The sequence below is a fragment of the Agrobacterium tumefaciens genome (assembly GCF_031801495.1).
Taxonomy (GTDB): domain Bacteria; phylum Pseudomonadota; class Alphaproteobacteria; order Rhizobiales; family Rhizobiaceae; genus Agrobacterium; species Agrobacterium tumefaciens_K.
In genome coordinates this window covers 1,474,626-1,496,729 of sequence record NZ_JAOEGC010000002.1, presented here as the reverse complement: position 1 = coordinate 1,496,729, position 22,104 = coordinate 1,474,626, and the positions used below count along the sequence as shown (strand labels likewise).

Sequence of the window (22,104 nt, the reverse complement as noted above, 5' to 3'; positions counted from 1 at the left end):
CAAGGGCGAGGATGACGAAGGAGAGGGCGGTGAACAGGATCTCGTCACTGCTGCTGCGGCTGTATGCCCTTGAGGGCGGGGTTTTTGAGGTCGATGCGGCTTGTCTCGTCCGGCAGAAATTTGGGGCCGACAACGCGCACCCTGTCATTGTGCGGATCGTAGTCGCGTTCCGCTACAGGCTGTTCAGGCACCTTTGCCGTTTCCGGCTCTATTGGCTTCGTGATCTTGTCGGCGGGTGGTGACGTGATGGTCGTGATGCTGGAATAGGGCTGTTCCGCCTGTGGCGTTACCGCCGCCTCCCGGCTTTTCATCTCTTCCTGATAGGCTGCCATGTTGCAGGAGCAGCCCTCCTGTCTGGCGGAGGCATTGCGATAGGCAAAGGCGGTCGGCAGTTCCTTGTAGGGTTTGCCGGTTTCGGCCGACACCATGTCGGACGTCTCCTGATCCTTCATGGAATGAAAATAGAGTTCGGTTTGCGTGCCGGGACACATGTTGCGGCACTGTTCGGCCTGTCCGCGAAAATCGAGCGGCGAGGCGTTGGAGGCTATCGGGAAAAATGAGCCGTCGCAGGTCTTCACACACAGGGTTCTGAGGCCCGCCTGTTGCGACGGGTCCGGATAGGATGGCAAGCCTGGGTTCTGAGGGCGCGGTGCGGTTCCGTATATCGTAACGTCACGTTCCGTTACGGGAGGTGGCTCGGCCGATGCCGTGGTGCAGCCATTGGCGTCGAGGGCGGCCAGAATGCGTTCGCGTCGGATGCCGGCATCGTTGTCGTGCTGTGTCGCCATCGCCTCGTCACGGTCGCGGATGATGGCATCGCGTTCCCCCTCGGCATCCAGCAGCGCATCGCCGATTTCCGCACAGATACCGGCATTGGGATTGCCGTAAGTGACGATGTTGTCGGATGAGCAGCCATAGCTGCGCATATCGTTCCGTATGCGGCGAATGGCGATGTTCTGGCGTGCGAGCGCATTGGCGTAAAAGCGGACTTCAGCCGTATTGCCGATGACGCGCGGCGGTTCACGCAGTTGCGCGTTGAGGGTGTCGCAGACCTCGTTGGCGAAAGCCGCGACGGGCGCTGCAAGGAATATCGCGAAAAGAAAGCCGGTCATGCGGCTGCGGCAGATCAATTTGTCCGTTCCGTCCGGTCTTGCAGGCAATGCCATCGGCATGGCCCGTCCAAAGGGTGTCTGTTTCGGACTTTAGCATATGCTGTTGCCGCAAGGCGGCAACAGCGCGTTCAAAATTGCGTTAATATCCCGTCAGGACGCCATCACACCGAAGGGTGCGCTGCCTGAACAACGGCCAGAGCCGCCATGTTGACGACGCCGCGCGAGGTGACGGACGGAGACAGGATATGTGCCGGTAGGGCCGTGCCGAGCAGGATCGGGCCGACATGCAGGCCTTCCGTCAGCGTGCGAGTGACGCCGAGCGTGATGTTGGCGGCATCGAGGTTCGGGAAGACCAGAAGATTGGCTTCGCCGGTCAGCGCGCTGTTCGGCATGGCGCGCTTGCGCAATGCTTCAGAGAGTGCCGAGCCGCCCTGCATTTCGCCGTCCACTTCGAGTTCCGGCGCTGCGTCCTGAATGATCTGGAGAGCGCGGCGCATCTTGCGGGCGCTTTCGGAGTCACGGGAGCCGAAGTTCGAGTGGCTGGCGAGCGCGATCTTCGGCGTGATGCCGAAGCGGCGGATTTCCTTGGCGGCAAGCACCGCCATTTCGGCCACTTCTTCCGAGGTCGGGTCGTAATTGACGAAGGTATCCGTCAGGAACAGTGCGCCCTGCTGGGTGATGAGCAGGCTGAGGCCCGCGAAGGAGCGAACCCCTTCCTGCTTGCCGATGATCTGGTTGACGTCCCGCAGATGGCGATCGTAACGGCCTTCCAGGCCGCAGATCAGGGCGTCCGCTTCGCCGCGCTTCACCGACAGTGCGCCGATGACGGTCGAGTTGGTACGCACGATGGTGCGGGCTGCTTCCGGGTTGATGCCGACGCGGCCGACGAGCGCGAAATAGTCATCGACATATTCACGGTAACGCGGATCGTCTTCCGGGTTGACGACGGCGAAATCGGTGTGCGGACGGATACGCAGGCCAAAACGCTTGAGGCGCGTTTCGATGATCTGCGGACGGCCGATCAGGATCGGAACGCCGGTGCCTTCCTCGAGAAGAACCTGGGCGGCGCGAAGCACGCGTTCGTCTTCGCCTTCAGCAAAGATGATGCGCTTCTTTTCAGCGACCTTGGCCGCGTTGAAGATCGGCTTCATGATGAAGCCTGAACGCCACACGAAGCGGTTCAGCTGGTCGAGATAGGCTTCGAAATCCGTGATCGGGCGTGCAGCCACACCGCTTGCCGCGGCTGCGCGGGCAACGGCCGGCGCGATGCGCAGAATGAGGCGCGGATCGAACGGCGAGGGGATGAGGTAGTTCGGGCCGAAGACCGGTGTATCGCCGCTGTAAGCCTTCGCGGCGACTTCGGAGACTTCTTCACGCGCCAGCGCTGCGATGGCCTCGACGGCGGCCATCTTCATTTCCTCGTTGATCGTCGTTGCGCCGCAATCCAGCGCGCCACGGAAGATATAGGGGAAGCAGAGAACGTTGTTGACCTGGTTGGGGAAATCCGAACGGCCGGTGCAGATCATCGCGTCCGGACGGGCCGCGCGGGCAGCTTCCGGCATGATTTCCGGGTTTGGGTTGGCAAGCGCCAGGATCAGCGGGTTTTCCGCCATGCGCTCCAAGAGTTCAGGCTTCAGCACGCCCGCGGCCGAGAGGCCGAGGAAGACGTCAGCGCCATCGATGGTTTCGGCAAGCACGCGCTTGTCGCTCTTCTGGGCGTAGACTTCCTTCCACTCGTCCATCAGCGTGTTGCGACCATCGTAGACGAGGCCTTCGATGTCGTGGACCCAGATGTTTTCCTTCTTCGCGCCCATGGAGACGAGCAGATTGAGGCAGGCAAGCGCTGCCGCACCGGCGCCCGAGGCGACGATCTTGACGCTCGAAAGCGACTTGCCGGTCAGTTCCAGCGCGTTGGTGACGGCGGCCGCGACGATGATGGCCGTGCCGTGCTGGTCGTCGTGGAACACCGGAATGTTCATTTTTTCGCGCAGCTGGCGCTCGACCTCGAAACATTCCGGCGCCTTGATGTCCTCAAGGTTGATGCCGCCGAAGGTTGGTTCCAGCGCGGAAATGGTGGACACCATGTCGTTGATGCCGGGCGCGTCGATTTCGATGTCGAACACGTCGATACCGGCGAATTTCTTAAACAGGACGGCCTTGCCTTCCATGACAGGCTTGGAGGCCAGAGGGCCGATGTTGCCGAGGCCAAGCACAGCCGTACCGTTCGAGATCACCGCGACGAGGTTGGCGCGGGCCGTATAGTCGGCGGCCGTTTCCGGGTTCTCATGGATGGCGAGGCAGGGTGCGGCAACGCCCGGCGAATAAGCAAGCGCCAGATCGCGCTGGTTGCCAAGCGGCTTGGTTGCCTGGATTTCCAGTTTGCCGGGACGCGGATAGCGGTGAAAAAAGAGCGCCTGTTCCTCAATGTCGGCCTTTGCCGTGGTGGCGGGCGATTTGTTCTTATCCTGAGACGTCATGCTTTTCACCGTCATATCTGTTTTTCTTGTGGCACCTGCATACAACAAACAGTCAGCGCGTACAGCCGTTATTTGCCGCTGCGTCATGCAAATTGAGGGCATGGGTTATTCGCATTTTCGTGACGAAGAAAGGCGGTTTCGTCACAAAAAAGTCTGTCTGTCATTTTGCTGAAACACGAGTCTGGTTCTGAGGGGCATGAAAGTCGCAAGAGACGCAAGCCGAACAGGGGGATGAATTCCGTGGCCGGTCAAATTGAGCCCAGACAGTTCAGAACGCTTTTCATTTCGGATGTCCACCTTGGCTCGAAGGCGGCCAAGACGGATTTCCTGCTCGACTTCCTCAAACATCACGAAGCGGACACGCTCATTCTGGTCGGTGACATCATCGACGGCTGGCGTCTGCGGCGCAGCTGGTACTGGCCGCAGGGCTGCAACGACGTGGTGCAGAAGCTGTTGCGCAAGGCGCGCAAGGGCACGCGGATCGTTTATATTCCCGGTAATCACGACGAGTTCCTGCGTGAGTTTCCCGGCACCCACTTCGGCGGCATCGAAGTGGCCGAGCGGATGATCCACGAGGCGGCGGACGGCAAGAAATATCTCGTCATCCATGGCGACGAGTTCGACGTGGTGGTGCGCAACGCACGGCTTCTCGCCTATCTTGGCGATTGGGCCTATGATGCTGCGATCGCGCTCAACATCGCAATCGCTGCCGTGCGCCGCCGTATCGGCCTGCCATACTGGTCGTTCTCCGCCTGGGCGAAGCTGCAGGTGAAACATGCCGTCAACTTCATCGGCGAGTTCCAGCGTGTCGTTGCCGACGAGGCGCGCCGCAACAATGTGGACGGGGTGATCTGCGGCCATATCCACCATGCGGTGATGGAGGAGATCGAGGGCATCCGCTACATCAACACCGGCGACTGGGTGGAAAGCTGCACGGCTATTGCCGAAAACATGGATGGCAGCTTCGAGCTGATTACCTGGATGCAGGCGAGCGATATTGCATCCGAACATGCATCGGACGAGATGGAGCCGGTCAACATTCCCGGCCTTATCGGCCAACAGGCCGCGTGATCGAACTCAGGTCGTCCTCGGGGCAAGCCCGGGGATGATAACGCCAGTGATTATGCCCTGTGACCTCATTCCATGCGGCTTGAAGCCGTTCAGCATCATGGGGACGATTGAGCGGCGGCAGATGATGACGCATCTATAGCGGAAACAACGCCTTCACTGAGGCGATAAAAGCCGTCCTGGGGGACCGGGAGTTCGAGCATCTCCCGTTTCGATAGGCCGAGGTAGACACCCCTGATAATCCTGCCGAACAAACCGTGAGATATAGCGACCGTTGGACGCTGGATACCGGCAATCCAGTCCTTTGCACGTTTGCAGACATCATCGAAGCTTTCGCCGTCAGGTGATCTGAAATACCAGTCGAAGGCATCCGAGCCATCGAGATGGCCGGGAAATTCGGAGTCGATTTCAAATCTGGTCATTCCATCCCATGAGCCGACCGTGACCTCCATGAGGCGTCCATCTTCGGTGGTACGAAGTGGCAGCACGCGTTGAACCCTGTGCGCCGTCTCGCGTGTTCTGCCGAGAGGACTTATCTGCATTTCATAAGACTGATGGCCGTTAGAAATTTCGCGACCAAGTGTGCGCGCGACCAGATCTGCCTGCTCGATACCGTGAGCCGTCAGCGGAGAATCTTTCTGACCCTGAAACCGCCCAAGGGTGTTCCAGACGGTTTCGCCATGTCTCAACAGATAGATGGTAGGCACGCTCAGGACCTCGTTGATGGACTAAAACAGAAACACTTTGCCCCATTCCACAGCCTGCTGTGCCTGCCGCGCACCATTACCCCCACAATTCCGGTTTTGGCGGGTAGACGAGCGAGCCCTCGTAAAGGAGGCCGGGCTGGCGGTCTTCGGCGAGCAGCAGAGGGCCGTCGACATCGGCGAAGGCCGTGCCCTGTGCTGCGAAGATGGCGGGCGCCATGCCCAGTGAGGTGCCGAGCATGCAGCCGACCATGACGGTGTAACCCAGCCGGTCGGCTTCCGCCTTCATGGCCAGCGCTTCCGTCAGGCCGCCGGTCTTGTCGAGCTTGATGTTGATGGCATCGTAACGGTTGCGCAGTTGTTCAAGGTCTTCGGTGGAGTGCACGCTCTCGTCGGCGCAGATCAGCACCGGATGGTCGATGCGCGCGAGGATATCGTCCTTGCCGGCGGGAAGCGGCTGTTCGATCAGTGAGATCTTCAGTTCGGCCGCCAGACGCAGGTAATATTCGATGTTGCCGTCGTTCCAGCCTTCGTTGGCATCGATGATGATCTGGGCGTTCGGGGCGGCAGCGCGAACGGCGCGCAGGCGCGGCTCGTCATCCTGCGTACCGGTCTTGATCTTCAGAAGCGGGCGGTTTGCATTTTCTGCCGTCTTCGCCGCCATGGTTTCGGGATCGCCGAGCGATATCGTATAGGCGGTGACGAGCGGCATTGCCGGGGCGCCCAGCACCAGATCCGCCACGTTTTTACCGCTTGCCTTGGCTTCCAGATCCCAGAGCGCGCAATCCACCGCATTGCGGGCAGCGCCCGGTTTCATCAGACGTTGCAGTTCGGCTCGGGTCAACCCTGCCGCCACGGTATCAGCCACGGCTTCGATATCGGCGATGACGCCCTCGATACTTTCGCCATAACGCGGGTAGGGTACGCATTCTCCCCGCCCGGTGACGGAACCGTCGTGGATCGTGCACGTTACGACATCTGCGTGAGTGCGGGTGCCGCGCGAGATGGTGAAGCTTCCGGCAACGGGGAAGCGTTCAGTTGTGGCTTGAAGGTAACGGGGCATGTTTTTCACTTCCGAATGAGCGGCAAAAGAGGGGATGACGCCAAATTTATTACGAATTGTCAGCCCCCACTGTGGCCTGTCAAAGGCTAAAACGTTATGAAACCTTTAAGAATCTCACGAAGGCTGCATTCGCTCGGAGCATTATGCAAGAACAGGACAGACGGCAACAGGCGAACCCGGCCGCGATATCCGAGGACAGCAATGTCCACGGTGACGGCGTTCGCTATGTGTTGACCGGCTCTTGGCGCAACAGCGATCTGGCGCATGTTTTCGAGGCGGTGGAGAAGATTGCGAAGGTTGCGCCAGGCGGTGCAGCCGACATCGATCTTTCGGGTGTCGAGGCAATCGATACAACCGGCGCATGGATCATTCACCGGTTGCGGCAGGAGCTTGAGGCGCGTGGCGCGACCGTAAGCCTCGGCGGCAATAGCCGTGTCGAAGACCTGATAGGCCAGTTGCCTGACCACTCGCCGCAGCCGAGCGAGCCAGCGCAGAAGCGCGGCTGGTCGGAGCGCATCTTCGCGCCCATCGGCGAGACGGTCATCCAGAGCGGCGCGGATTTTCTGGCGGGCATGTATATTCTCGGCTCCGCCGTGCGCGGTGCGCAGATGAAGCTCGGGCGCGGACGTGGCGTTTCTCCGGCAGCCATCGTCAACCAGATCGATCACATGGGTGTACGCGCCGTGCCGATCATCACGCTGATGTCGTTTCTGATCGGTGCTATCATTGCCCAGCAGGGGGCGTTCCAGCTTCGCTATTTCGGCGCGGAAGTGTTCGTCGTCGATCTGGTCGGCATTCTGCAGCTGCGCGAAATCGGCGTTCTTCTGACGGCGATCATGATCGCCGGCCGTTCGGGCAGCGCCATCACCGCGGAAATCGGCTCCATGAAGATGCGTGAGGAAATCGACGCGCTGAAGGTGATCGGCCTCAATCCCGTCGGTGTGCTGGTGTTTCCTCGTCTCGTGGCGCTGACGATCGCGCTGCCGCTCCTGACCATTCTTGCCAACTTCGCCGCACTTTTCGGGGCGGCGGTCGTGGCGCTGCTTTACTCCGGCATCACCTTCGAGGTGTTCCTGTCGCGTCTGCACGGGGCGGTCGAACAGTCCACCATCGCGGCCGGCATGATCAAGGCGCCGTTCATGGCGCTGATCATCGGAATCGTGGCTGCGGTAGAGGGCATGAAGGTCGGCGGTTCGGCGGAATCGCTCGGCCAGCACGTCACCTCTTCCGTGGTGAAATCGATCTTCGTCGTCATTCTGGTCGATGGTCTGTTTGCCATCTTCTACGCCGCCATCGATTTTTGAGGAGGGCGCGTTGAACCAGCCGAACACACAAGTCCAGCCGACCGGGAAAGCGCAGAGCGACCGCGAAGTGGTGCTTTCCGTGGAAGGCGTCACGGTCGGTTTCAGCGGCAAGAACGTGCTGGAAAATCTCAACCTCGACGTTTATCGCGGGGAGATCCTCGGCTTCATCGGCCCGTCCGGTGCCGGCAAGTCGGTGCTGATGCGCGCCGTGCTGCGTCTTCTGCCGCGTCAGGCGGGCACGATCCGCATTCTGGGGACCGACTACGACAAGGCGACCGAGGATGAACGGGTGAAGCTCGATACGCGTCTTGGCGTGCTGTTCCAGCAAGGCGCGCTGTTTTCCGGCCTGACGGTGAAGGAAAACATCCAGCTGCCGATGCGGGAATATCTGGATCTGCCGCAGAAGCTGATGGACGAGCTTGCCTATCTGAAAATCGAGATGGTCGGCCTGAAACCTGATGCGGGCGACAAGTACCCTTCGGAACTGTCGGGCGGCATGATAAAGCGCGCCGCACTGGCCCGCGCTCTGTCGCTCGATCCCGATCTGGTGTTCCTCGACGAGCCGACCTCGGGCCTCGATCCCATAGGGGCGGCGGAATTTGATATGCTGATTTCGCGCTTGCGCGATTCGCTCGGTCTGACCGTGTATATGGTGACGCACGATCTCGACAGCCTATTCTCCGTCTGCGACCGCATTGCGGTGCTGGGACAGAAGAAGGTTCTGGTCGAGGGAACGCTTCAGGACATGTTTGCCTGTGACGATCCCTGGGTGCAGTCCTATTTTCGCGGAAAGCGGGCGCGTTCTGTCGTTCTTCCGGACGGCAGACAGGGAAATCCGGTGGAGTAACGAACAGTATGGAAACCAAGGCGAACTACACCATTGTCGGAATTTTCACGCTGATCGTGATCGCCGCCGCTTTCGGATTCGTCTACTGGATGGCGGAATTCGGCCGTGGCGGACCGACGGCGCAGCTTGTCGTGCGCATTCCCGGCTCCGCGAACGGTCTTTCGGTCGGCTCTCCGGTGCGGTTCAACGGTATTCCGGTGGGAACCGTGCGGGGACTTTCCATCGACCGTGACGATCCGGCCTATTCCATCGCCTTTACCGAGGTGCAGGCGGATGCTCCGGTTTTCCCATCGACCCGTGCCGTTCTTGAAATCCAGGGCCTGACGGGTGCTGCCTATATCGAGCTTTCCGGCGGGAACAAGGATGGCGAGCGCATTCTGCAGAAGGCCGTGGATACCGGCGTCCCGGCAGAGCTGACGGCCGATCTTTCGAGTGTGACCAACCTGCTTGCCACCGCCGACAAGATCCTGAAAAGGGCGGACGGCGCAATCGGCGAACTGCAGGGCTTCGTGCAGGATGCGCGCGGTCCGCTGACGCAGACGGTGCGCAACGCCGAGAAATTTTCCGATGCGCTGGCCGCCAACTCCGATGGCATCAAGTCGTTCATCGCCAGCCTGAGCTCGCTTTCCACGACGGTTCAATCCGTTTCGGTGCGCCTGGACAGCACGCTGACGGCGGTGGAGAATCTGGTTAAGGCCGTCGATGCTGGCAAGATCGATTCCATTCTCACCAATGTCGACAAGGTGACGAAGGACGTGGCCAACGCCTCGAGCGATATTCAGGGCATCATGGAAACGGTGCAGACCACGGCGCGCAATTTCGAGGCAGCCAGCACCGAGGTGCAGACGGTCGTGAAACGCGCCGACGAGCTTCTGGCATCCGTCGATCCGGCCAAAGTCGGTACTGTCGTGGACGACGTTTCCACCGCCACGGCCGATGCCCGTGACGCCGTTGCCAACTTCAAGCGGATTGCCGACGATGTGGGTGCACGCCGCGCCGATATCGATCAGGCCGTTTCCGATTTCACCGAAATGGGCCGCAAGCTGAACCTTGCCTCCAGCCGTGTCGACGGCATTCTGGCGAAGGTGGACACCATGCTCGGTACGGATGATGCCAATTCGCTGTTCGCCAAGGCGCGTGAAACGCTGGCGTCCTTCAAGGCCGTTGCCGATAATCTCAATGCGCGCATCGGTCCGATTGCCGACAATCTTGCCCGCTTCTCCGGTTCGGGCCTGAAGGATCTGCAGGCGTTGATCGGGACCACGCGCGAGACGGTCGATAATCTCAACAATGCCATCACCAATATCGACCGCGATCCGCAGCGGTTGATTTTCGGGGGCGAAACCGTGAAACAGTATGATGGCAGAACGCGGCGTTAAAAGGGGTGCAGGGGTGACGAGACAATCAATGAGCGGCAAGGTGTACCGTGGCCTTTTGCTGGTTCCACTGATCTCCGCGCTGCTTGCCGGATGCGCGGGAAGCCCGAAGAACGATACGTTCGACCTTTCGGTGTCGTCCGCCGCCGTCACGCAGGGGCCGTCGCTGAAAAGCAGGCAATTGCTGATTGCCGATCCGACCGCGCTGAAGGCGCTGGACAGCGAGAACATCGTTGTCAGGCTATCAGGATCGGAAGTGCAGTATCTCGCCAGTTCGCAATGGAGCGACCGCCTGCCGCGCATGGTGCAGTCGAAGCTGGTGCAGGCCTTCGAGGATACGGGCAGGCTTGGCGGCGTTGGCAGGCCGGGGCAGGGGCTGGCCATCGACTATCAGGTCGTGACCGACATCCGGGCCTTCGAGGTCGACACGGTGCGTAATGTCGCCAATATTGAAATCTCGATAAAGCTTCTCAACGACCGAAACGGTACGGTGAAGGCGCAGGAGGTTTTCCGCGCCGGTGCACGCGTGAGCGGTGCGGGCAATGCGAACTTCGTCAAGGCGCTGGATCAGGCCTTTGCGGCGGCGACACGCGACATCGTGAACTGGACGCTGAAGTCGCTTTGATGTCGGGAATCTGAGCCGAATGAGAAGCTGAGAATCGCTGGCCGGCATTCTTTTCCCGTTACTCCGACCTTGAGCCGGAACACAGCCGCACGAATGTGCGGTGGGAAAAGTTTTTCGCGGCCAAAGATTTGATCGCACTGGATCCCGGCTCAAGGCCGGGATGACGGGGCGATGGCACGAATGCCTGTGAGCGCTTTAACGCCGCCGGTTATTGCGCAGGAGCCTGCGTCTTCCATTCCGGCAGCGGGAACAGACGGTCGTAGCCCCAGTTGAAAGCGAAAGCGTAAACGACATAGAACAGTGCGAACGAGATATCCATCACCAGCGCATGCATGAGGCTGATGCCGAGATACCAGGCGATGAACGGCATCAGCGCGATCAGCAGGCCGATCTCGAACAGCACGGCGTGGGCGACGCGGATCGCCGGGGTTTTGAGCGTCGTGCCTTTTACCCGCTGCATGACATGATCGAAGATCAGGTTGTAGATGTAGTTCCATGTGGTTGCCAGGGTGGCGCTGACGACGCCGACGATGCCGATGTCTTCCATCGGCATGCCGAAAACGAGTGCGCCGAGTGGCACGATCAGCAAAAGGCCGATGATTTCGAAGCTGAGCGCGTGGCGGATACGATCTGCAAGGGAACGCATGGTGTTCTCCGGTTGGTTTCCGGGCCGTCCCGATGCGATTGCCATGATGGCCGAGGTCGTCCTCGCAGGAGCCATATAAAGCCTTGCAGCGATGCTTTCAAGCGTTCGAAGAGATGCGATCGGGAACAAGACGCTGCTTTCGCCGTTAACGCCTCGGAAGGAGGCATGCCATGCAGCAGAATTCCACCGCCGGAAGAACGATAAAGGCCGCGAACAAGGAAACGGTGTCGACCTATCATCCGATCATCATTCCCCTTAAGGGAAGTTTTGCCGCGATGATATTCCGACGTCCTCGAAGCCCGAAACCACATGACGTGCAAAAAGGGTAGCGGTGTTCGATCCGGATTTTCTTGCCTCCGGCAAGAGAAAGTCCATGCGCAGACTGTATTTCCGTTTTCAAGTGCCCACTAAAGTGTGATTTTCAATCATCATAATCTCCACATAGACTGGAGATCGCCATAATAGCGAAGGGAGAATGACATGAAATCAGTTCTCATAATCGCCGCTGTATTTGGTTTTTCCGCCAGCGCAGCGTTTGCGGAGTGCGCAGGTCATAAACAGATCAACGCTTCCGTCCCAGCCGTCGATCGTGAATTCAAGACTGCCAGTATCGTGCCGCCCTCTGATCCGGTGGAAAAACCGATCCTTGTTCTGAAAAAGACAGATCGTCTTCCCTCGTCGGAAACGGTGGGGGAACCGGAAGCTGCGCTGCAGCGCATGCAATAGACATGCAAAAGCTTCGAACCAGTCATCCCGCGCGGGCTTCACGTTCTCGCGGGATCGTTGCGTTTGTTTCAGCTGTCCAGTTTCAGCGATAGCTGACGTTCGCCAGATTGCTTCTTGAGGACATACAGTGGACGGGTGGTGATAACCTCCGTACGTCGCTGTAATTCGCGTCTTCTCTCAAGCGCCCGCTCACGCATATCCTGCGACCGTGCCACGACGGAAAGTGCATTTTCGATCGTGCTATCCTGTATGGTGATGTCTGGCCTGTTCATGCTGACCTCCATAATGTTCACTTTATGTTCTCATTTTTGGTCGCAGATGTCAACACGATGGCTGGAGTCGTCATGAATTGGCAGGAAAGGCTTTGCTGTCTGGCCGCGAGGCGGCTCTGGAAGTCGGCAGGTATGTCAGGGAAACCGCGCCGGGCGCGTTGTGTGAGGCTGGAAGGCGCAAATGGCGGGCATCGCCCGCCTTGCGCCCTCAGGCAACCTCAGGAGAGAGGGCGCTGATCCCCGAGAATGATGTCGGTTGCTATGTCGCCGACGTGTTCGCTTGCCAGCGCAATGATGGCCATGGCGGCCTGCTGACGGTTCCATCCGGCGCCTTCGGCCTTTTCAATCAGCCCATAAATGGATGGCTCCAGTGCGAACTGGCATTCCGATTGATAATCCAGCGTGCCGATAGAAAGCGATGGTGGGTTTATGGCGGCCCGCATCGTTCAAGTCTCCCTGTTATCCCGCATGTCCCATACGCCAAACAAAGCAGCGACATGTCTCTTCAGAGGCCCGTGATGGCGCGGATCGATATCTCGTACTCATCGCGGGCAGCGATTCCCCACAGCAGCCCGGACGTTAGCGGCAAGTCGTTCCAACTGTCAACGAACGGCCGGTGGTGTTTGCAACCATCACGTCGGGTTACGTGTCTGTCAGGCCGTGGAGAGCCTGTGACCATCATAATTCCTCGCGTCTAAATGGCTTTTTCCGCCAGATCAGCAGCGCCATCACGTAGAGCGCAAACATGACGAACCACGTCAGCGGCAGAACCATGAAAATAGCGGCGTAACCGCAGCCACCCTCGAAGCAGGAGCCGAGGAAGCCATTTTCAGCAAGTGCCGATGACGCCAGGAAAGCAAGCGTTCCACTTCCGACGATGCCGAGAACGAGCAGCAATATATTGGCGATCAGTCTCATGATCTCAATCATAGGTACGATTAAGACAGCTTTGGGGAAAACCGGCGTGGCGGGCAATTTTTAACGGATGGGGCAGGACAAAGGGGAAAATATGGAGGACGGGAAATTGCCGAGCAGCAGCCCATTCTCGAACCCCGAAAAAATGCAGGAAATCGATCCAAAACGCTAAGAAACTTTCTTAACTTTTTCGTCTACCGTATTGTCTTTGAAGAGGAATTTGGTGGGTGATGTAGGGCTCGAACCTACGACCCGCTGATTAAGAGTCAGCTGCTCTACCAACTGAGCTAATCACCCGCCGCCCACCGTCTGGTGGTGTGAGAGGGCGTATAAAGAGGATCATTCTGATTGTCTAGCGGCGAAATGCATTTTCTTTCATTTTTGTGACGGAAAAATTTCAGCAGCTTCGGAAAGTGCCGGAAACCCGGGGTTTTCGGCTTTTGCTTTTTTTGAGATTTCGGCGGGCATTTTGCGTATTTGTGCGACCCGCCCAGCGGTTTTGTTTTGCCGCTGGTCGTTATCGTGAAGCAGTCGCGAAACTTTTTACGCGGGATTCGTTATCCGCGTCGGAACATGCGTCCGATGGCGATCAGGATGCAGGCACCGACAAATCCTGCAATCAGATAACCCAGCCAACCCATCAGAATGATGCCGAACACGGCTAGAATGGCGTTGGCGACGACCGCGCCGACGATTCCAAGCAGGATGTTCATGAAAACACCCATATTGCTTTTCATGAACTGTTCGGCGAGCCACCCGGCGACGCCACCGATGATGATGGCTGAAATCCAGCCGATACCAGCAGATTCCATGATTTCCTCCCATGTTTGCTGCAATATCAGAAGTGGTGATTCCGGGAGTACAACACAAGGTGATCCTTGGGGAAACACGCTTTTTACGCGTGGTTTTCCGTATGTCGGGCATTGACTGACCCGGCGCTATGATCAAGACGACGGAGACGGAACGGAGTGTGGTTGATGTTCAATAGACGGCGTGGATTTATCGGGGCGATCATGCTGGCCCTTATCGGCGGATTGTTTCTTTCCGCTCTTCCCGCGTCCGCCCAGGATGCAACGCCGCCGCCAGCCGTCGGACTTCAGCCTTCGGCGCTGGAACAGTCAAAAACCGATCTCGAGAAATGGAAGAGGGACATAGCCAATGTGACCGGCCAGATCGAGGCGGGCGGTAGCGATGACGCCAGACTGGTGGAATTGAAAGGACATGCCGATCAGATCGCCACGGATGCTGCCGCAAGCAACGGCAAACTGCGTGAGCGTCTCGATCAGATCAAGAGCCGTCTGGAGGCTCTCGGCGAGCCCCCCGCTGAAGGACAGCCTTCGGAGGCGGGCGTTGTCACGGAAGAGCGTAATCGCCTGACGGCAGAGCGTGCTGAAGTGAATGCCATTGCCGGCGAAGTGGACAGCATTGCCAACAACGCGGCGCAGATTTCCAACAATATCACTGCGGTTCGACGTGCGCTGTTTGCCGCGACCCTGTTCAAACGTGCCGACCTGTCAGCGGCGACATTCTCTGAGGCCACATCCGCCTTTGTTGATGAGCTGTCCAATCTCAACAATGCGCTCGGCAGCTGGGTCGCCTTCGTCTGGAACTACAAGCGACTGCCGATGTTCGGCGCGGTGGCGCTGTCCGTCATGGCGGCCATGCTGTTCCTGGTCGGTGGATATCGCTTTTTCGGCAGCCGTATGGACCGGCGGGCATTCACGGGCGAGCCTTCTTATCTGCGCCGTCTGTCGGTGGCCTTCTGGTCAACGATGGTGCAGTCGCTCTCGTTGTTCCTGTTCCTCGTCACTTCTGCCTTCTTCCTCGACAATTTCAACGTGCTGCGGTCCGATATCGCGCCGATCCTGTTCGGGGCGATGGCAGTCATCGGCTTCGTCTATTTCGTATCACGATTGAGCTACGCGATTTTTGCGCCGACGCAGCCGGAATGGCGTTTGCTCCAGGTCTCGAACAAGGGGGCACATACGCTCTCGACGGCCGTTGTGCTGATGGCGCTGGTGAATGGCCTCGACTATCTGTTCGGAACCATCAGCGAGACGCTCTATTCGCCGCTGATCGTCACTGTGGCCAAGAGCTTCATTGCGTCTGTGACCATCGGTATCATTCTTCTCGCCGTGTCGTTCCTGCGACCGGTCATCGGTGAGGGGCAGGACCACGATACCGGCAACCAGCGCCTGCCGCGCTGGCTCGTCATTCTGCTGCGTGTCGGCGGTCTGGTTCTCATCGGAGCCTGCCTGACCGGTTACGTGGGCCTTGCGCGCTTTCTGGCCACGCAGATCGTTGCGACCGGTGCTGTGCTGGCAACGATGTATATCGGCATTCTTTCCGGCAAGGCCATTTCCCGGCAGGGCGCCTTTGCCGAATCCCTTGCAGGCCGTTTCCTACAACGGCGCTATAATCTCGGTCCGGTGCCGCTCGATCAGGCCGGACTTGTGGCGGGCCTCGGCATCTATGCGATCGCGCTTGCCTTCGGTGTGCCGCTCATCCTGTTCTCCTGGGGCTTCCAGCCGGGTGATATCGAAAGCTGGGGCTACCGTCTGCTGACCGGTATCACGGTTGGCAACGCCTCGATCTCGCTGCTTGGCCTGTTCGGCGGCGTGCTTGTCTTCGCCATCGGTTATATCGTCACACGCTGGTTCCAGAAGTGGCTCGACAACAATGTCATGGCGCGTGGCCAGGTGGACGCGGGTGTGCGCAACTCCGTCAAGACGGGCATCGGTTATCTCGGGATCGCCGTTGCCGCGATCTTCGGCGTCTCGTCGGCGGGCCTCAACCTTTCCAGTCTGGCGCTGGTCGCCTCGGCCCTGTCGGTCGGTATCGGTTTCGGCCTGCAGAACATCGTCTCCAACTTCGTGTCCGGCCTCATCCTTCTGGTCGAGCGTCCGTTCAAGGTGGGTGACTGGGTGGTGACAGGCACGACGGAAGGTACCGTCAAGCGCCTCTCGGTGCGCGCGACCGAAATCGAAACCTTCCGTGGTCAATCGATCATCGTGCCGAACTCTGAATTCATCAATTCCTCGGTCGGCAACTGGACGCATCGCAACCGCATCATGCGGGCGGAAATCCCCGTCTCTGTCGCCTATGATTCAGATCCGCAGCAGGTGATGGACATTCTGCTGGAACTGGTGCGTGCGCAGCCGTCGGTCTTGCGTAATCCGGAGCCGCACGTGGAATTCATGCGGTTCGGCGATTTTTCGCTGGACTTCGAACTGCGTTTCCATCTCGCCGACCTGTCCAACGGGCTCGGGGTGAAAAATGCGCTTCGCATCGCCATCCTGCAACGCTTCCGGGAAGAGGGGATCGCCATCCCGTTTCCGCAACGTAACCTCAATATTCATGTAGAGGGTGAAAACAATCCGCAAATGCTGGCGGCGATGCTGTCTGAAGAAGGCGACAAGGCCGTCGTATCGCATACGGCCGCTGCCGCTGAAACCTCGGATGCCAGGAAACCGAAGGAAAAAGCGGCCGACGCTAAGGTTCCCGGGCAACCGGCGAAGGCTACCTCGAATGCAGGCTGATCGTTCCCCCCAAGGCTGGCCTCCCGCCACTCCTCCCAAAGGAACGGTATGGCGGGTCAACCGGCGCATGCCGGCATTTTCGCCGCTGTCGCAGCACCCATGGGCCATGTCGCAAACAGGCGGCTGAACGCAGGGCAGGCGCTTCATATTCCCCTCAGCGATTTGTCGGCACCATCAGTCGTGCCCGGCGTTCTTGAGAGGTTCTGCAAATGAAGACACATGCACGGGCAGTGGTGATCGGCGGCGGCGTCGTTGGCGTTTCGACGCTCTATCATCTTGCCAAAAAGGGCTGGAGCGACAGCGTTCTGATAGAGCGCAAGGAACTGACGTCCGGCTCGACGTGGCATGCGGCGGGTCTGCTGCCGCTGTTCAACATGAGCTACTCGGTTGGCCAGATCCACAAATATTCCGTGAAGTTCTACGAGGAGCTTCAGGAAGAAACCGGCATGAATGTCGGTTTTTCGAAAGTCTCCAACATTCGTCTCGCCCGCACCAAGGATCGCTGGGACGAATATATGTATTATGCCGGTATTGCCGAAACCATTGGCATCAAGGTCAACATCCTCACGCCGGAGCAGGTGAAGGAAATCTGGCCGCTGTGCGAGACGGATGGGCTTCTCGGTGCCATCCAGCATCCGGATGATGGCTATATCCAGCCCGCCGATCTGACGCAGGCGCTGGCCAAGGGCGCACGCGACTACGGCGCCACCATCTACCGCAACACGTCCGTCACCGCCATCGAGCAGCTCGAGGACGGTCACTGGAAGGTGACGACGGACAAGGGCGAGATCATCGCCGAGCACGTCATCTCCTGCACCGGCTCGTTTGCCCGCAAGACAGGCGAGATGGTCGGCATCAACATTCCCGTCATTCCTGTCGAGCATCAGTACATCGTGACCGAGCCGCATCCTGCCATTCTAGAACGCCGCAAGCAGGGTCTTCCTGAAATGGGCGTCCTGCGAGAGTCGGATTCTGCCTGGTACATGCGCGAGGAAGCCGGTGGCCTGATCCTCGGCCCTTATGAGGTCGGCGCGCCGGTCTGTTATGTCGACGGTCCGTCCGACGACAGCGAATATGAGCTGTTTCAGGAAGAACTCGACCGTCTCATGCCGCATATCGAAGCCGCCATGGTGCGCGTGCCGGCCTTCGGCGAAGTGGGTATCAAGAAGGTTTATAACGGCGCAATCGCCTACACGCCGGATGGAAACCCGATCGTCGGTCCGGCTCCGGGCCTTAAGAACTTCTGGCTGAACGAGGGGCACTCCTTCGGCATCACGGCGGCTGGCGGGGCTGGCTGGCAACTGGCCGAGTGGATCGTCGATGGCGAGCCGACGCTTGACCTTATGGGCGTCGATCCGCGCCGTTTCGGACCTTATGCGACGGAAGGATACCTCATTGCCAAGAACGAGGAAGCCTACGCCAACGTCTTCACCATGCACTATCCGGATGAAGAGCGCTCCGCCGCCCGTCCGCTGAAGACGACGCCGGTTTACGACCGGTTGAAAAAGCTCGGCGGCGTGTTCGGTTCCGTTTACGGCTGGGAGCGCGCCAACTGGTACGCGCCCGAAGGGTACGAACTGCCGGAGAGCGAAAAGGGCGTCGGTGTCGATGTCATCACCAACCACAATTATGCGCCGGCACTGGACGATGGCCGTTTTGTTGAAAAGTGGTCGTTCCGCCGCTCCAACTACTTCGAGCATGTCGGCAACGAGGTGAAGAACGTCACCCGCAACGTCGGCGTGCTGGACATGTCGGCCTTCGCAAAGATGGAAGTGTCCGGTCCCGGAGCACGCACCTGGCTGGACAGCATTCTGGCAAATGCCGTGCCGAAGAAACGCGGCCGTATCGCTCTGACGCATCTTCTGACCCCGAATGGTGGCGTGAAGGCGGAATTCACGGTGTACGAATGGGCGCCAGGCCGGTTCTATCTGGTGTCGGCAGGCGGGCTCGAGGCGCATGACCATGACGTGCTGTTCCGTCTGGCGCCGCCGGATGGCTCCGTGGTATTGCAGCCCATCACCCAGAAATACGGGGTGCTGGTGTTGGCCGGGCCGAAGTCGCGCGATCTGTTGAAGAAGCTGACGCGCACCAGCCTCGAAAACAAGGATTTCCCGTGGCTGACGGCGAAGCAGATTTCCGTCGGCGTGGCGACGGCGCATGCGCTGCGCGTCAACTTTGTCGGCGAGCTCGGCTGGGAATTGCACCATCCCATCGAGATGCAGACCTACATCTTCGATCGGCTTATGGAGGCCGGTGCCGAATTCGGCATCAAGCCGTTCGGTATACGGGCGATGGTTTCGATGTCCGTCGAAAAGTCCTATCGCAACATGGGGCGTGAACTTTCGGTGGAGTACAACGCCTACGAATCCGGCCTCGACCGGTTCCTGCGCCCGGAAAAAACCTTCATCGGTCGCGATGCGCTGGTGGCCTACAAGGATGCGGGTCTGAAATCGATCTTCTCGACGCTGATCGTCTCCGGCAACACGGATGTCGATGCTCGCGGGTCGGAAGCTATCTATGACGAGAGCGGCGCGCTCGTAGGACGCGTGACGAGCGGCGGCTTCGGCTGGCGCATCAATAAGTCAGTGGCGCTCGCCATGCTGGCGCCTGCCCATGCGGCCATTGGTACGAAGCTGAAGGTTCGCATTCTGGGCGTGCTCTACGACGCAGAGGTGGTGCAGGAAAGCCCGTTCGATACGGACAATGCGGTCCTGCGCGCTTGAGGCGTTGCAAACGCGAAAAGTATGAAGCCAGCATGCTCGGCCCTGCGCCGAGCATGCACGCGTGAGTGAACCGTGGATCCTCGGGTCAAGCCCGAGGATGACGTCGAGTTTGGGTAAACGCTATCATTTAAAGCCGCGCCTCGGGGCCGTATTTTCTTTTGAGTAAGCATGTCGGCAAACTCGGTTTCGAATGAAAGTCCGATTAATCATTCTGAAAACCGCCTCAGCTATTTTTCCCGCAAGAATACGGGGGCTTGGGACAACATGAACTTTCTCGGAATTACCGGAATGCAATATTCCGGCGTGCCTTTCACCAACAGCCGAATCCTGCTGGCGGAAGATTCAAATGTATTCACCCAGATGGTGAGCCTGCGGTTGCGAGAGCTGCTTGGCGTGTCGGTCGAAATCTGCCGCTCTTTCGAAGAGTTGCAGGAGTGCTATGAACGTTCTTCCGATCCAGTGACGCTGGCGATTTCCAACATCAACCTTCCGGGGGCGGAAAAGGGTGAGGCGTTGGAATATCTGATCGACCTGTCGATCCCGACCATCGTTTTTACCAGCACCTTCCATGAGGCGACGCGCGAAACGCTGATCGCCAAGGATGTGGTCGACTACATTCTGAAAGACAACATCTTCGCGGTCGACATGCTGACGGAATCGGTCTGCCGGTTCCTGACGAACCATCGTCACCACGTCCTGATCGTCGATGACAGCCCAACGGCGCGCGCTTTGCTGTCGAGCCGCCTGAAGCGCTACAATTTCCGCGTCAGCCTTGCAGACAGCGGTGCCAAGGCTTTGGAAATCCTGAAAGCCAATCCCGATATCGGTCTGGTCGTGACCGACTATAACATGCCCGATATCGATGGCTTCGAGCTGACACGCCGCATCCGCACCATGCGCGGATCGCACGAGCTGCGCATCATCGGTGTTTCATCCTCGACGAACCGGCTGCTGTCGGCGCGGTTCCTCAAGGCTGGCGGCAACGACTTCATGCTGCGGCCGTTCATCGATGAAGAGTTCTATTGCCGCGTCAACCAGAACCTCGACACGCTGGTACAGATCCAGCTTGCCAAGGCTGGAACGAAAGCTGCTGCGGCCTGACACTCAGCAGGTTGCCGCCGGTCGATCAAAGCTGTGATTCGAGCGGCAACAGGCCCATGATCCACGCGAGCAACCGGCGCGCCGGTGCTGCATTCGGCTCCCGGTCGTAGCGCCGGGTTTCGCCTTTTTCCACGCAGGTCCAGACGAGGCGGCCGCCCTTGGCGAGTTCCAGCCGGAAACTCATAGTGCCCTGTGTTTCCTCGGCAAAAACAGCGTCCATCATGCTGACGAGGGCGGGCGATGAAAAGAGCACGCCCATTTCCGTGTTCAGCGACATGGAGCGTGGATCCAGGTTCAATGAGCCGACGAAGCCCGTCTCTCCATCCCGCGTGAACGCCTTGGTATGCAGGCTTGCCTGACCTGAACCGCGCAGTGACATGGGCTGGTGATCGGCACGCGGCCGCAGCTCATGAATGTTGACGCCCCCTGCAAGCAACGGCTTGCGATAGCGGGCATATCCACCATGAACCGCCGCAACATCGGTCGCGCCCAGCGAGTTCGTGAGGATATTGACCGAGACACCACTTTGCGCCAGCCGCGAAAACGTGGCGACGCCCTGCTTGCCGGGGATGAAATAGGGCGAGGTGACGTGCAGTCTTTGACGCGCAGTCTCCAGCAGAGGCAGGAGGCTTTCCATCAGGAAGTTGTGGCCTTGCCTGCGCTTTCCCATCGCCTTTTCGGGCGGGTCCGCCAGCACGTCGGCGGTATCGACCCAATGCAGGCGATCCGACATCAGGAAGTTGCCGTTATCGTACTGTTTCTTGACGCGGGCCAGATAGGGTTTCGCAGCTTCGCTTTTCGGCAGTACGGCGAAGTCGCGCCGCAATCTGGCAAGCTTGTTTGGCCTTCGGGCCAGCAGCGAGCGTACCGGAACGGCGGCACTGCTGTTCCAGTAATCGTCAAAAATGTTCGATGCATCCTCCACCACCTTACCGAAGCCGAGAATGTCGAAATCCCTGAAATTCGCCCGCTCGTCCGCATCGAAATAGGCGTCGCCGATGTTGCGCCCGCCGACGATCGCAACGCGCCCGTCGGCGATCCACGCCTTGTTATGCATGCGGCGATTGACGCTGCCAAACCGCAGGATGAGTTCCAGGCCGCGATGCAGCGCGTTTTCTCGCGCTCTCGTCGGGTTGAAAAGACGAAGATCGATGTTGGGGTGCCTGTCTATGGCATGGAAGACGCGATCTGATATGGAGACGCCAAGGTCATCCAGCAGCAGGCGGACCCTGACGCCACGATCTGCCGCCGCGATGATTTCGCGCATCATCAGCCGTCCGGCGAGATCGGCATTCCACATATAATACATGAGGTCGAGGCTTCGCCCCGCCGCGCGCGCCGTTGCCACACGCACTGCGAAAGCGTCGAGGTTGGATTGCAGCAGGCAGAGCGCGTTGCCCTCGTTGCGACCGTTGTGTATCACCTGCCAGTGACGATCGAGCGCCGTACGGCTTTCATGGACGGGCAGGGCTCTGGACGGGCGTTTCGGGCTGGTTTTCTCGAGCTGTTTGCTGACAACGACAAAAAGGCTGGATCCGAGGACCAGCAACAGAATGGCTATGACGACCCAGATTGCAGTCACGTCTTTTTTTGCTCCCGCCCCGAC

The 22,104-nt window shown here is 59.2% G+C and carries 19 protein-coding genes and 1 tRNA gene; 9 read left to right on the top strand and 11 right to left on the bottom strand.

What is annotated here, in order from left to right; all coding sequences use genetic code 11:
* Positions 1–44: 44 nt before the first annotated feature.
* The gene (locus tag N7578_RS16680; protein WP_422646709.1) at positions 45–1,172 is read right to left on the bottom strand and encodes a DUF2865 domain-containing protein; all 1,128 of its coding nucleotides are present in this window, start codon (positions 1,170–1,172) and stop codon (positions 45–47) included.
* Positions 1,173–1,273: 101 nt separating this feature from the next.
* Positions 1,274–3,589: an NADP-dependent malic enzyme gene (locus tag N7578_RS16675; protein WP_311111389.1), complete on the bottom strand. Its 2,316-nt coding sequence runs from the start codon at positions 3,587–3,589 to the stop codon at positions 1,274–1,276.
* Between the two features lie 231 nt (positions 3,590–3,820).
* On the opposite strand from N7578_RS16675, the gene N7578_RS16670 reads away from it, so the two are divergent.
* Positions 3,821–4,660: a UDP-2,3-diacylglucosamine diphosphatase gene (locus tag N7578_RS16670; protein WP_311111388.1), complete on the top strand. Its 840-nt coding sequence runs from the start codon at positions 3,821–3,823 to the stop codon at positions 4,658–4,660.
* 95 nt (positions 4,661–4,755) lie between these two features.
* Here N7578_RS16670 and N7578_RS16665 read toward each other — a convergent pair whose 3' ends face one another.
* Together N7578_RS16665 and dgcA are read right to left on the bottom strand one after the other, a co-directional pair.
* Positions 4,756–5,382, bottom strand: a complete 627-nt coding sequence (locus N7578_RS16665) for a histidine phosphatase family protein (protein ID WP_422646729.1) — start codon at positions 5,380–5,382, stop codon at positions 4,756–4,758.
* Between the two features lie 58 nt (positions 5,383–5,440).
* Complete coding sequence (gene dgcA, locus N7578_RS16660) at positions 5,441–6,424, bottom strand: N-acetyl-D-Glu racemase DgcA (RefSeq protein ID WP_311111386.1); 984 nt, start codon at positions 6,422–6,424, stop codon at positions 5,441–5,443.
* 143 nt (positions 6,425–6,567) lie between these two features.
* On the opposite strand from dgcA, the gene N7578_RS16655 reads away from it, so the two are divergent.
* From N7578_RS16655 to N7578_RS16640, 4 genes are read left to right on the top strand one after another with little or no spacing between them, the layout of a single operon-like run.
* Complete coding sequence (locus tag N7578_RS16655; RefSeq protein WP_311111385.1) at positions 6,568–7,728, top strand: MlaE family lipid ABC transporter permease subunit; 1,161 nt, start codon at positions 6,568–6,570, stop codon at positions 7,726–7,728.
* Positions 7,729–7,738: 10 nt separating this feature from the next.
* Entirely contained in the window at positions 7,739–8,575 is an 837-nt protein-coding gene (locus N7578_RS16650; protein WP_311111384.1) for an ABC transporter ATP-binding protein, read from the top strand.
* Between the two features lie 8 nt (positions 8,576–8,583).
* Positions 8,584–9,954, top strand: coding sequence for an MlaD family protein (locus tag N7578_RS16645; protein ID WP_311111383.1), 1,371 nt, complete (start codon positions 8,584–8,586; stop codon positions 9,952–9,954).
* Positions 9,955–9,982: 28 nt separating this feature from the next.
* Entirely contained in the window at positions 9,983–10,576 is a 594-nt protein-coding gene (locus N7578_RS16640) for an ABC-type transport auxiliary lipoprotein family protein (RefSeq protein ID WP_311111382.1), read from the top strand.
* A 208-nt stretch (positions 10,577–10,784) separates the two neighbouring features.
* Here the strand turns inward: N7578_RS16640 and N7578_RS16635 are convergent, their stop codons facing one another.
* Positions 10,785–11,222, bottom strand: coding sequence for a PACE efflux transporter (locus N7578_RS16635; protein WP_311111381.1), 438 nt, complete (start codon positions 11,220–11,222; stop codon positions 10,785–10,787).
* 480 nt (positions 11,223–11,702) lie between these two features.
* On the opposite strand from N7578_RS16635, the gene N7578_RS16630 reads away from it, so the two are divergent.
* Positions 11,703–11,948 (top strand): hypothetical protein, encoded by a 246-nt coding sequence (locus tag N7578_RS16630; RefSeq protein WP_311111380.1) that lies wholly within the window; start codon positions 11,703–11,705, stop codon positions 11,946–11,948.
* A 68-nt stretch (positions 11,949–12,016) separates the two neighbouring features.
* Here N7578_RS16630 and N7578_RS16625 read toward each other — a convergent pair whose 3' ends face one another.
* The 5 genes from N7578_RS16625 to N7578_RS16605 all read right to left on the bottom strand — a co-directional run bounded on the left by N7578_RS16625 (position 12,017) and on the right by N7578_RS16605 (position 13,947).
* Positions 12,017–12,220, bottom strand: coding sequence for a hypothetical protein (locus tag N7578_RS16625; RefSeq protein WP_311111379.1), 204 nt, complete (start codon positions 12,218–12,220; stop codon positions 12,017–12,019).
* Between the two features lie 218 nt (positions 12,221–12,438).
* Entirely contained in the window at positions 12,439–12,663 is a 225-nt protein-coding gene (locus tag N7578_RS16620; protein ID WP_311111378.1) for a hypothetical protein, read from the bottom strand.
* Positions 12,664–12,898: 235 nt separating this feature from the next.
* Complete coding sequence (locus N7578_RS16615; RefSeq protein ID WP_311111377.1) at positions 12,899–13,150, bottom strand: hypothetical protein; 252 nt, start codon at positions 13,148–13,150, stop codon at positions 12,899–12,901.
* Between the two features lie 206 nt (positions 13,151–13,356).
* A tRNA-Lys gene (locus tag N7578_RS16610) sits at positions 13,357–13,432 on the bottom strand.
* Positions 13,433–13,692: 260 nt separating this feature from the next.
* A complete protein-coding gene (locus N7578_RS16605) occupies positions 13,693–13,947 on the bottom strand; it encodes a GlsB/YeaQ/YmgE family stress response membrane protein (RefSeq protein WP_311111376.1) in 255 nt (84 codons plus the stop codon).
* 165 nt (positions 13,948–14,112) lie between these two features.
* Here N7578_RS16605 and N7578_RS16600 point away from each other — a divergent pair, with 165 nt between their 5' ends.
* The 3 genes from N7578_RS16600 to N7578_RS16590 all read left to right on the top strand — a co-directional run bounded on the left by N7578_RS16600 (position 14,113) and on the right by N7578_RS16590 (position 20,498).
* Positions 14,113–16,674: a mechanosensitive ion channel family protein gene (locus tag N7578_RS16600; RefSeq protein WP_311111375.1), complete on the top strand. Its 2,562-nt coding sequence runs from the start codon at positions 14,113–14,115 to the stop codon at positions 16,672–16,674.
* 209 nt (positions 16,675–16,883) lie between these two features.
* Positions 16,884–19,397 carry an FAD-dependent oxidoreductase gene (locus N7578_RS16595; RefSeq protein ID WP_311111374.1) on the top strand — a complete coding sequence of 838 codons (2,514 nt, stop codon included), beginning with the start codon at positions 16,884–16,886 and terminating at the stop codon, positions 19,395–19,397.
* 264 nt (positions 19,398–19,661) lie between these two features.
* Entirely contained in the window at positions 19,662–20,498 is an 837-nt protein-coding gene (locus N7578_RS16590) for a response regulator (RefSeq protein ID WP_311111373.1), read from the top strand.
* A 25-nt stretch (positions 20,499–20,523) separates the two neighbouring features.
* Here the strand turns inward: N7578_RS16590 and N7578_RS16585 are convergent, their stop codons facing one another.
* The gene (locus N7578_RS16585; protein ID WP_311111372.1) at positions 20,524–22,080 is read right to left on the bottom strand and encodes a phospholipase D family protein; all 1,557 of its coding nucleotides are present in this window, start codon (positions 22,078–22,080) and stop codon (positions 20,524–20,526) included.
* Between the last annotated feature and the right edge of the window lie 24 nt (positions 22,081–22,104).

What these genes read in the sequence shown, in the direction of transcription:
- N7578_RS16680 (WP_422646709.1), bottom strand. Translation starts at nt 1,172, where the DNA reads ATGCCGATGGCATTGCCTGCAAGACCGGACGGAACGGACAAATTGATC.
- N7578_RS16675 (WP_311111389.1), bottom strand. Translation starts at nt 3,589, where the DNA reads ATGACGTCTCAGGATAAGAACAAATCGCCCGCCACCACGGCAAAGGCC.
- N7578_RS16670 (WP_311111388.1), top strand. Translation starts at nt 3,821, where the DNA reads ATGAATTCCGTGGCCGGTCAAATTGAGCCCAGACAGTTCAGAACGCTT.
- dgcA (WP_311111386.1), bottom strand. Translation starts at nt 6,424, where the DNA reads ATGCCCCGTTACCTTCAAGCCACAACTGAACGCTTCCCCGTTGCCGGA.
- N7578_RS16655 (WP_311111385.1), top strand. Translation starts at nt 6,568, where the DNA reads ATGCAAGAACAGGACAGACGGCAACAGGCGAACCCGGCCGCGATATCC.
- N7578_RS16645 (WP_311111383.1), top strand. Translation starts at nt 8,584, where the DNA reads ATGGAAACCAAGGCGAACTACACCATTGTCGGAATTTTCACGCTGATC.
- N7578_RS16640 (WP_311111382.1), top strand. Translation starts at nt 9,983, where the DNA reads ATGAGCGGCAAGGTGTACCGTGGCCTTTTGCTGGTTCCACTGATCTCC.
- N7578_RS16635 (WP_311111381.1), bottom strand. Translation starts at nt 11,222, where the DNA reads ATGCGTTCCCTTGCAGATCGTATCCGCCACGCGCTCAGCTTCGAAATC.
- N7578_RS16630 (WP_311111380.1), top strand. Translation starts at nt 11,703, where the DNA reads ATGAAATCAGTTCTCATAATCGCCGCTGTATTTGGTTTTTCCGCCAGC.
- N7578_RS16625 (WP_311111379.1), bottom strand. Translation starts at nt 12,220, where the DNA reads ATGAACAGGCCAGACATCACCATACAGGATAGCACGATCGAAAATGCA.
- N7578_RS16620 (WP_311111378.1), bottom strand. Translation starts at nt 12,663, where the DNA reads ATGCGGGCCGCCATAAACCCACCATCGCTTTCTATCGGCACGCTGGAT.
- N7578_RS16615 (WP_311111377.1), bottom strand. Translation starts at nt 13,150, where the DNA reads ATGATTGAGATCATGAGACTGATCGCCAATATATTGCTGCTCGTTCTC.
- N7578_RS16605 (WP_311111376.1), bottom strand. Translation starts at nt 13,947, where the DNA reads ATGGAATCTGCTGGTATCGGCTGGATTTCAGCCATCATCATCGGTGGC.
- N7578_RS16600 (WP_311111375.1), top strand. Translation starts at nt 14,113, where the DNA reads ATGTTCAATAGACGGCGTGGATTTATCGGGGCGATCATGCTGGCCCTT.
- N7578_RS16595 (WP_311111374.1), top strand. Translation starts at nt 16,884, where the DNA reads ATGAAGACACATGCACGGGCAGTGGTGATCGGCGGCGGCGTCGTTGGC.
- N7578_RS16590 (WP_311111373.1), top strand. Translation starts at nt 19,662, where the DNA reads ATGAACTTTCTCGGAATTACCGGAATGCAATATTCCGGCGTGCCTTTC.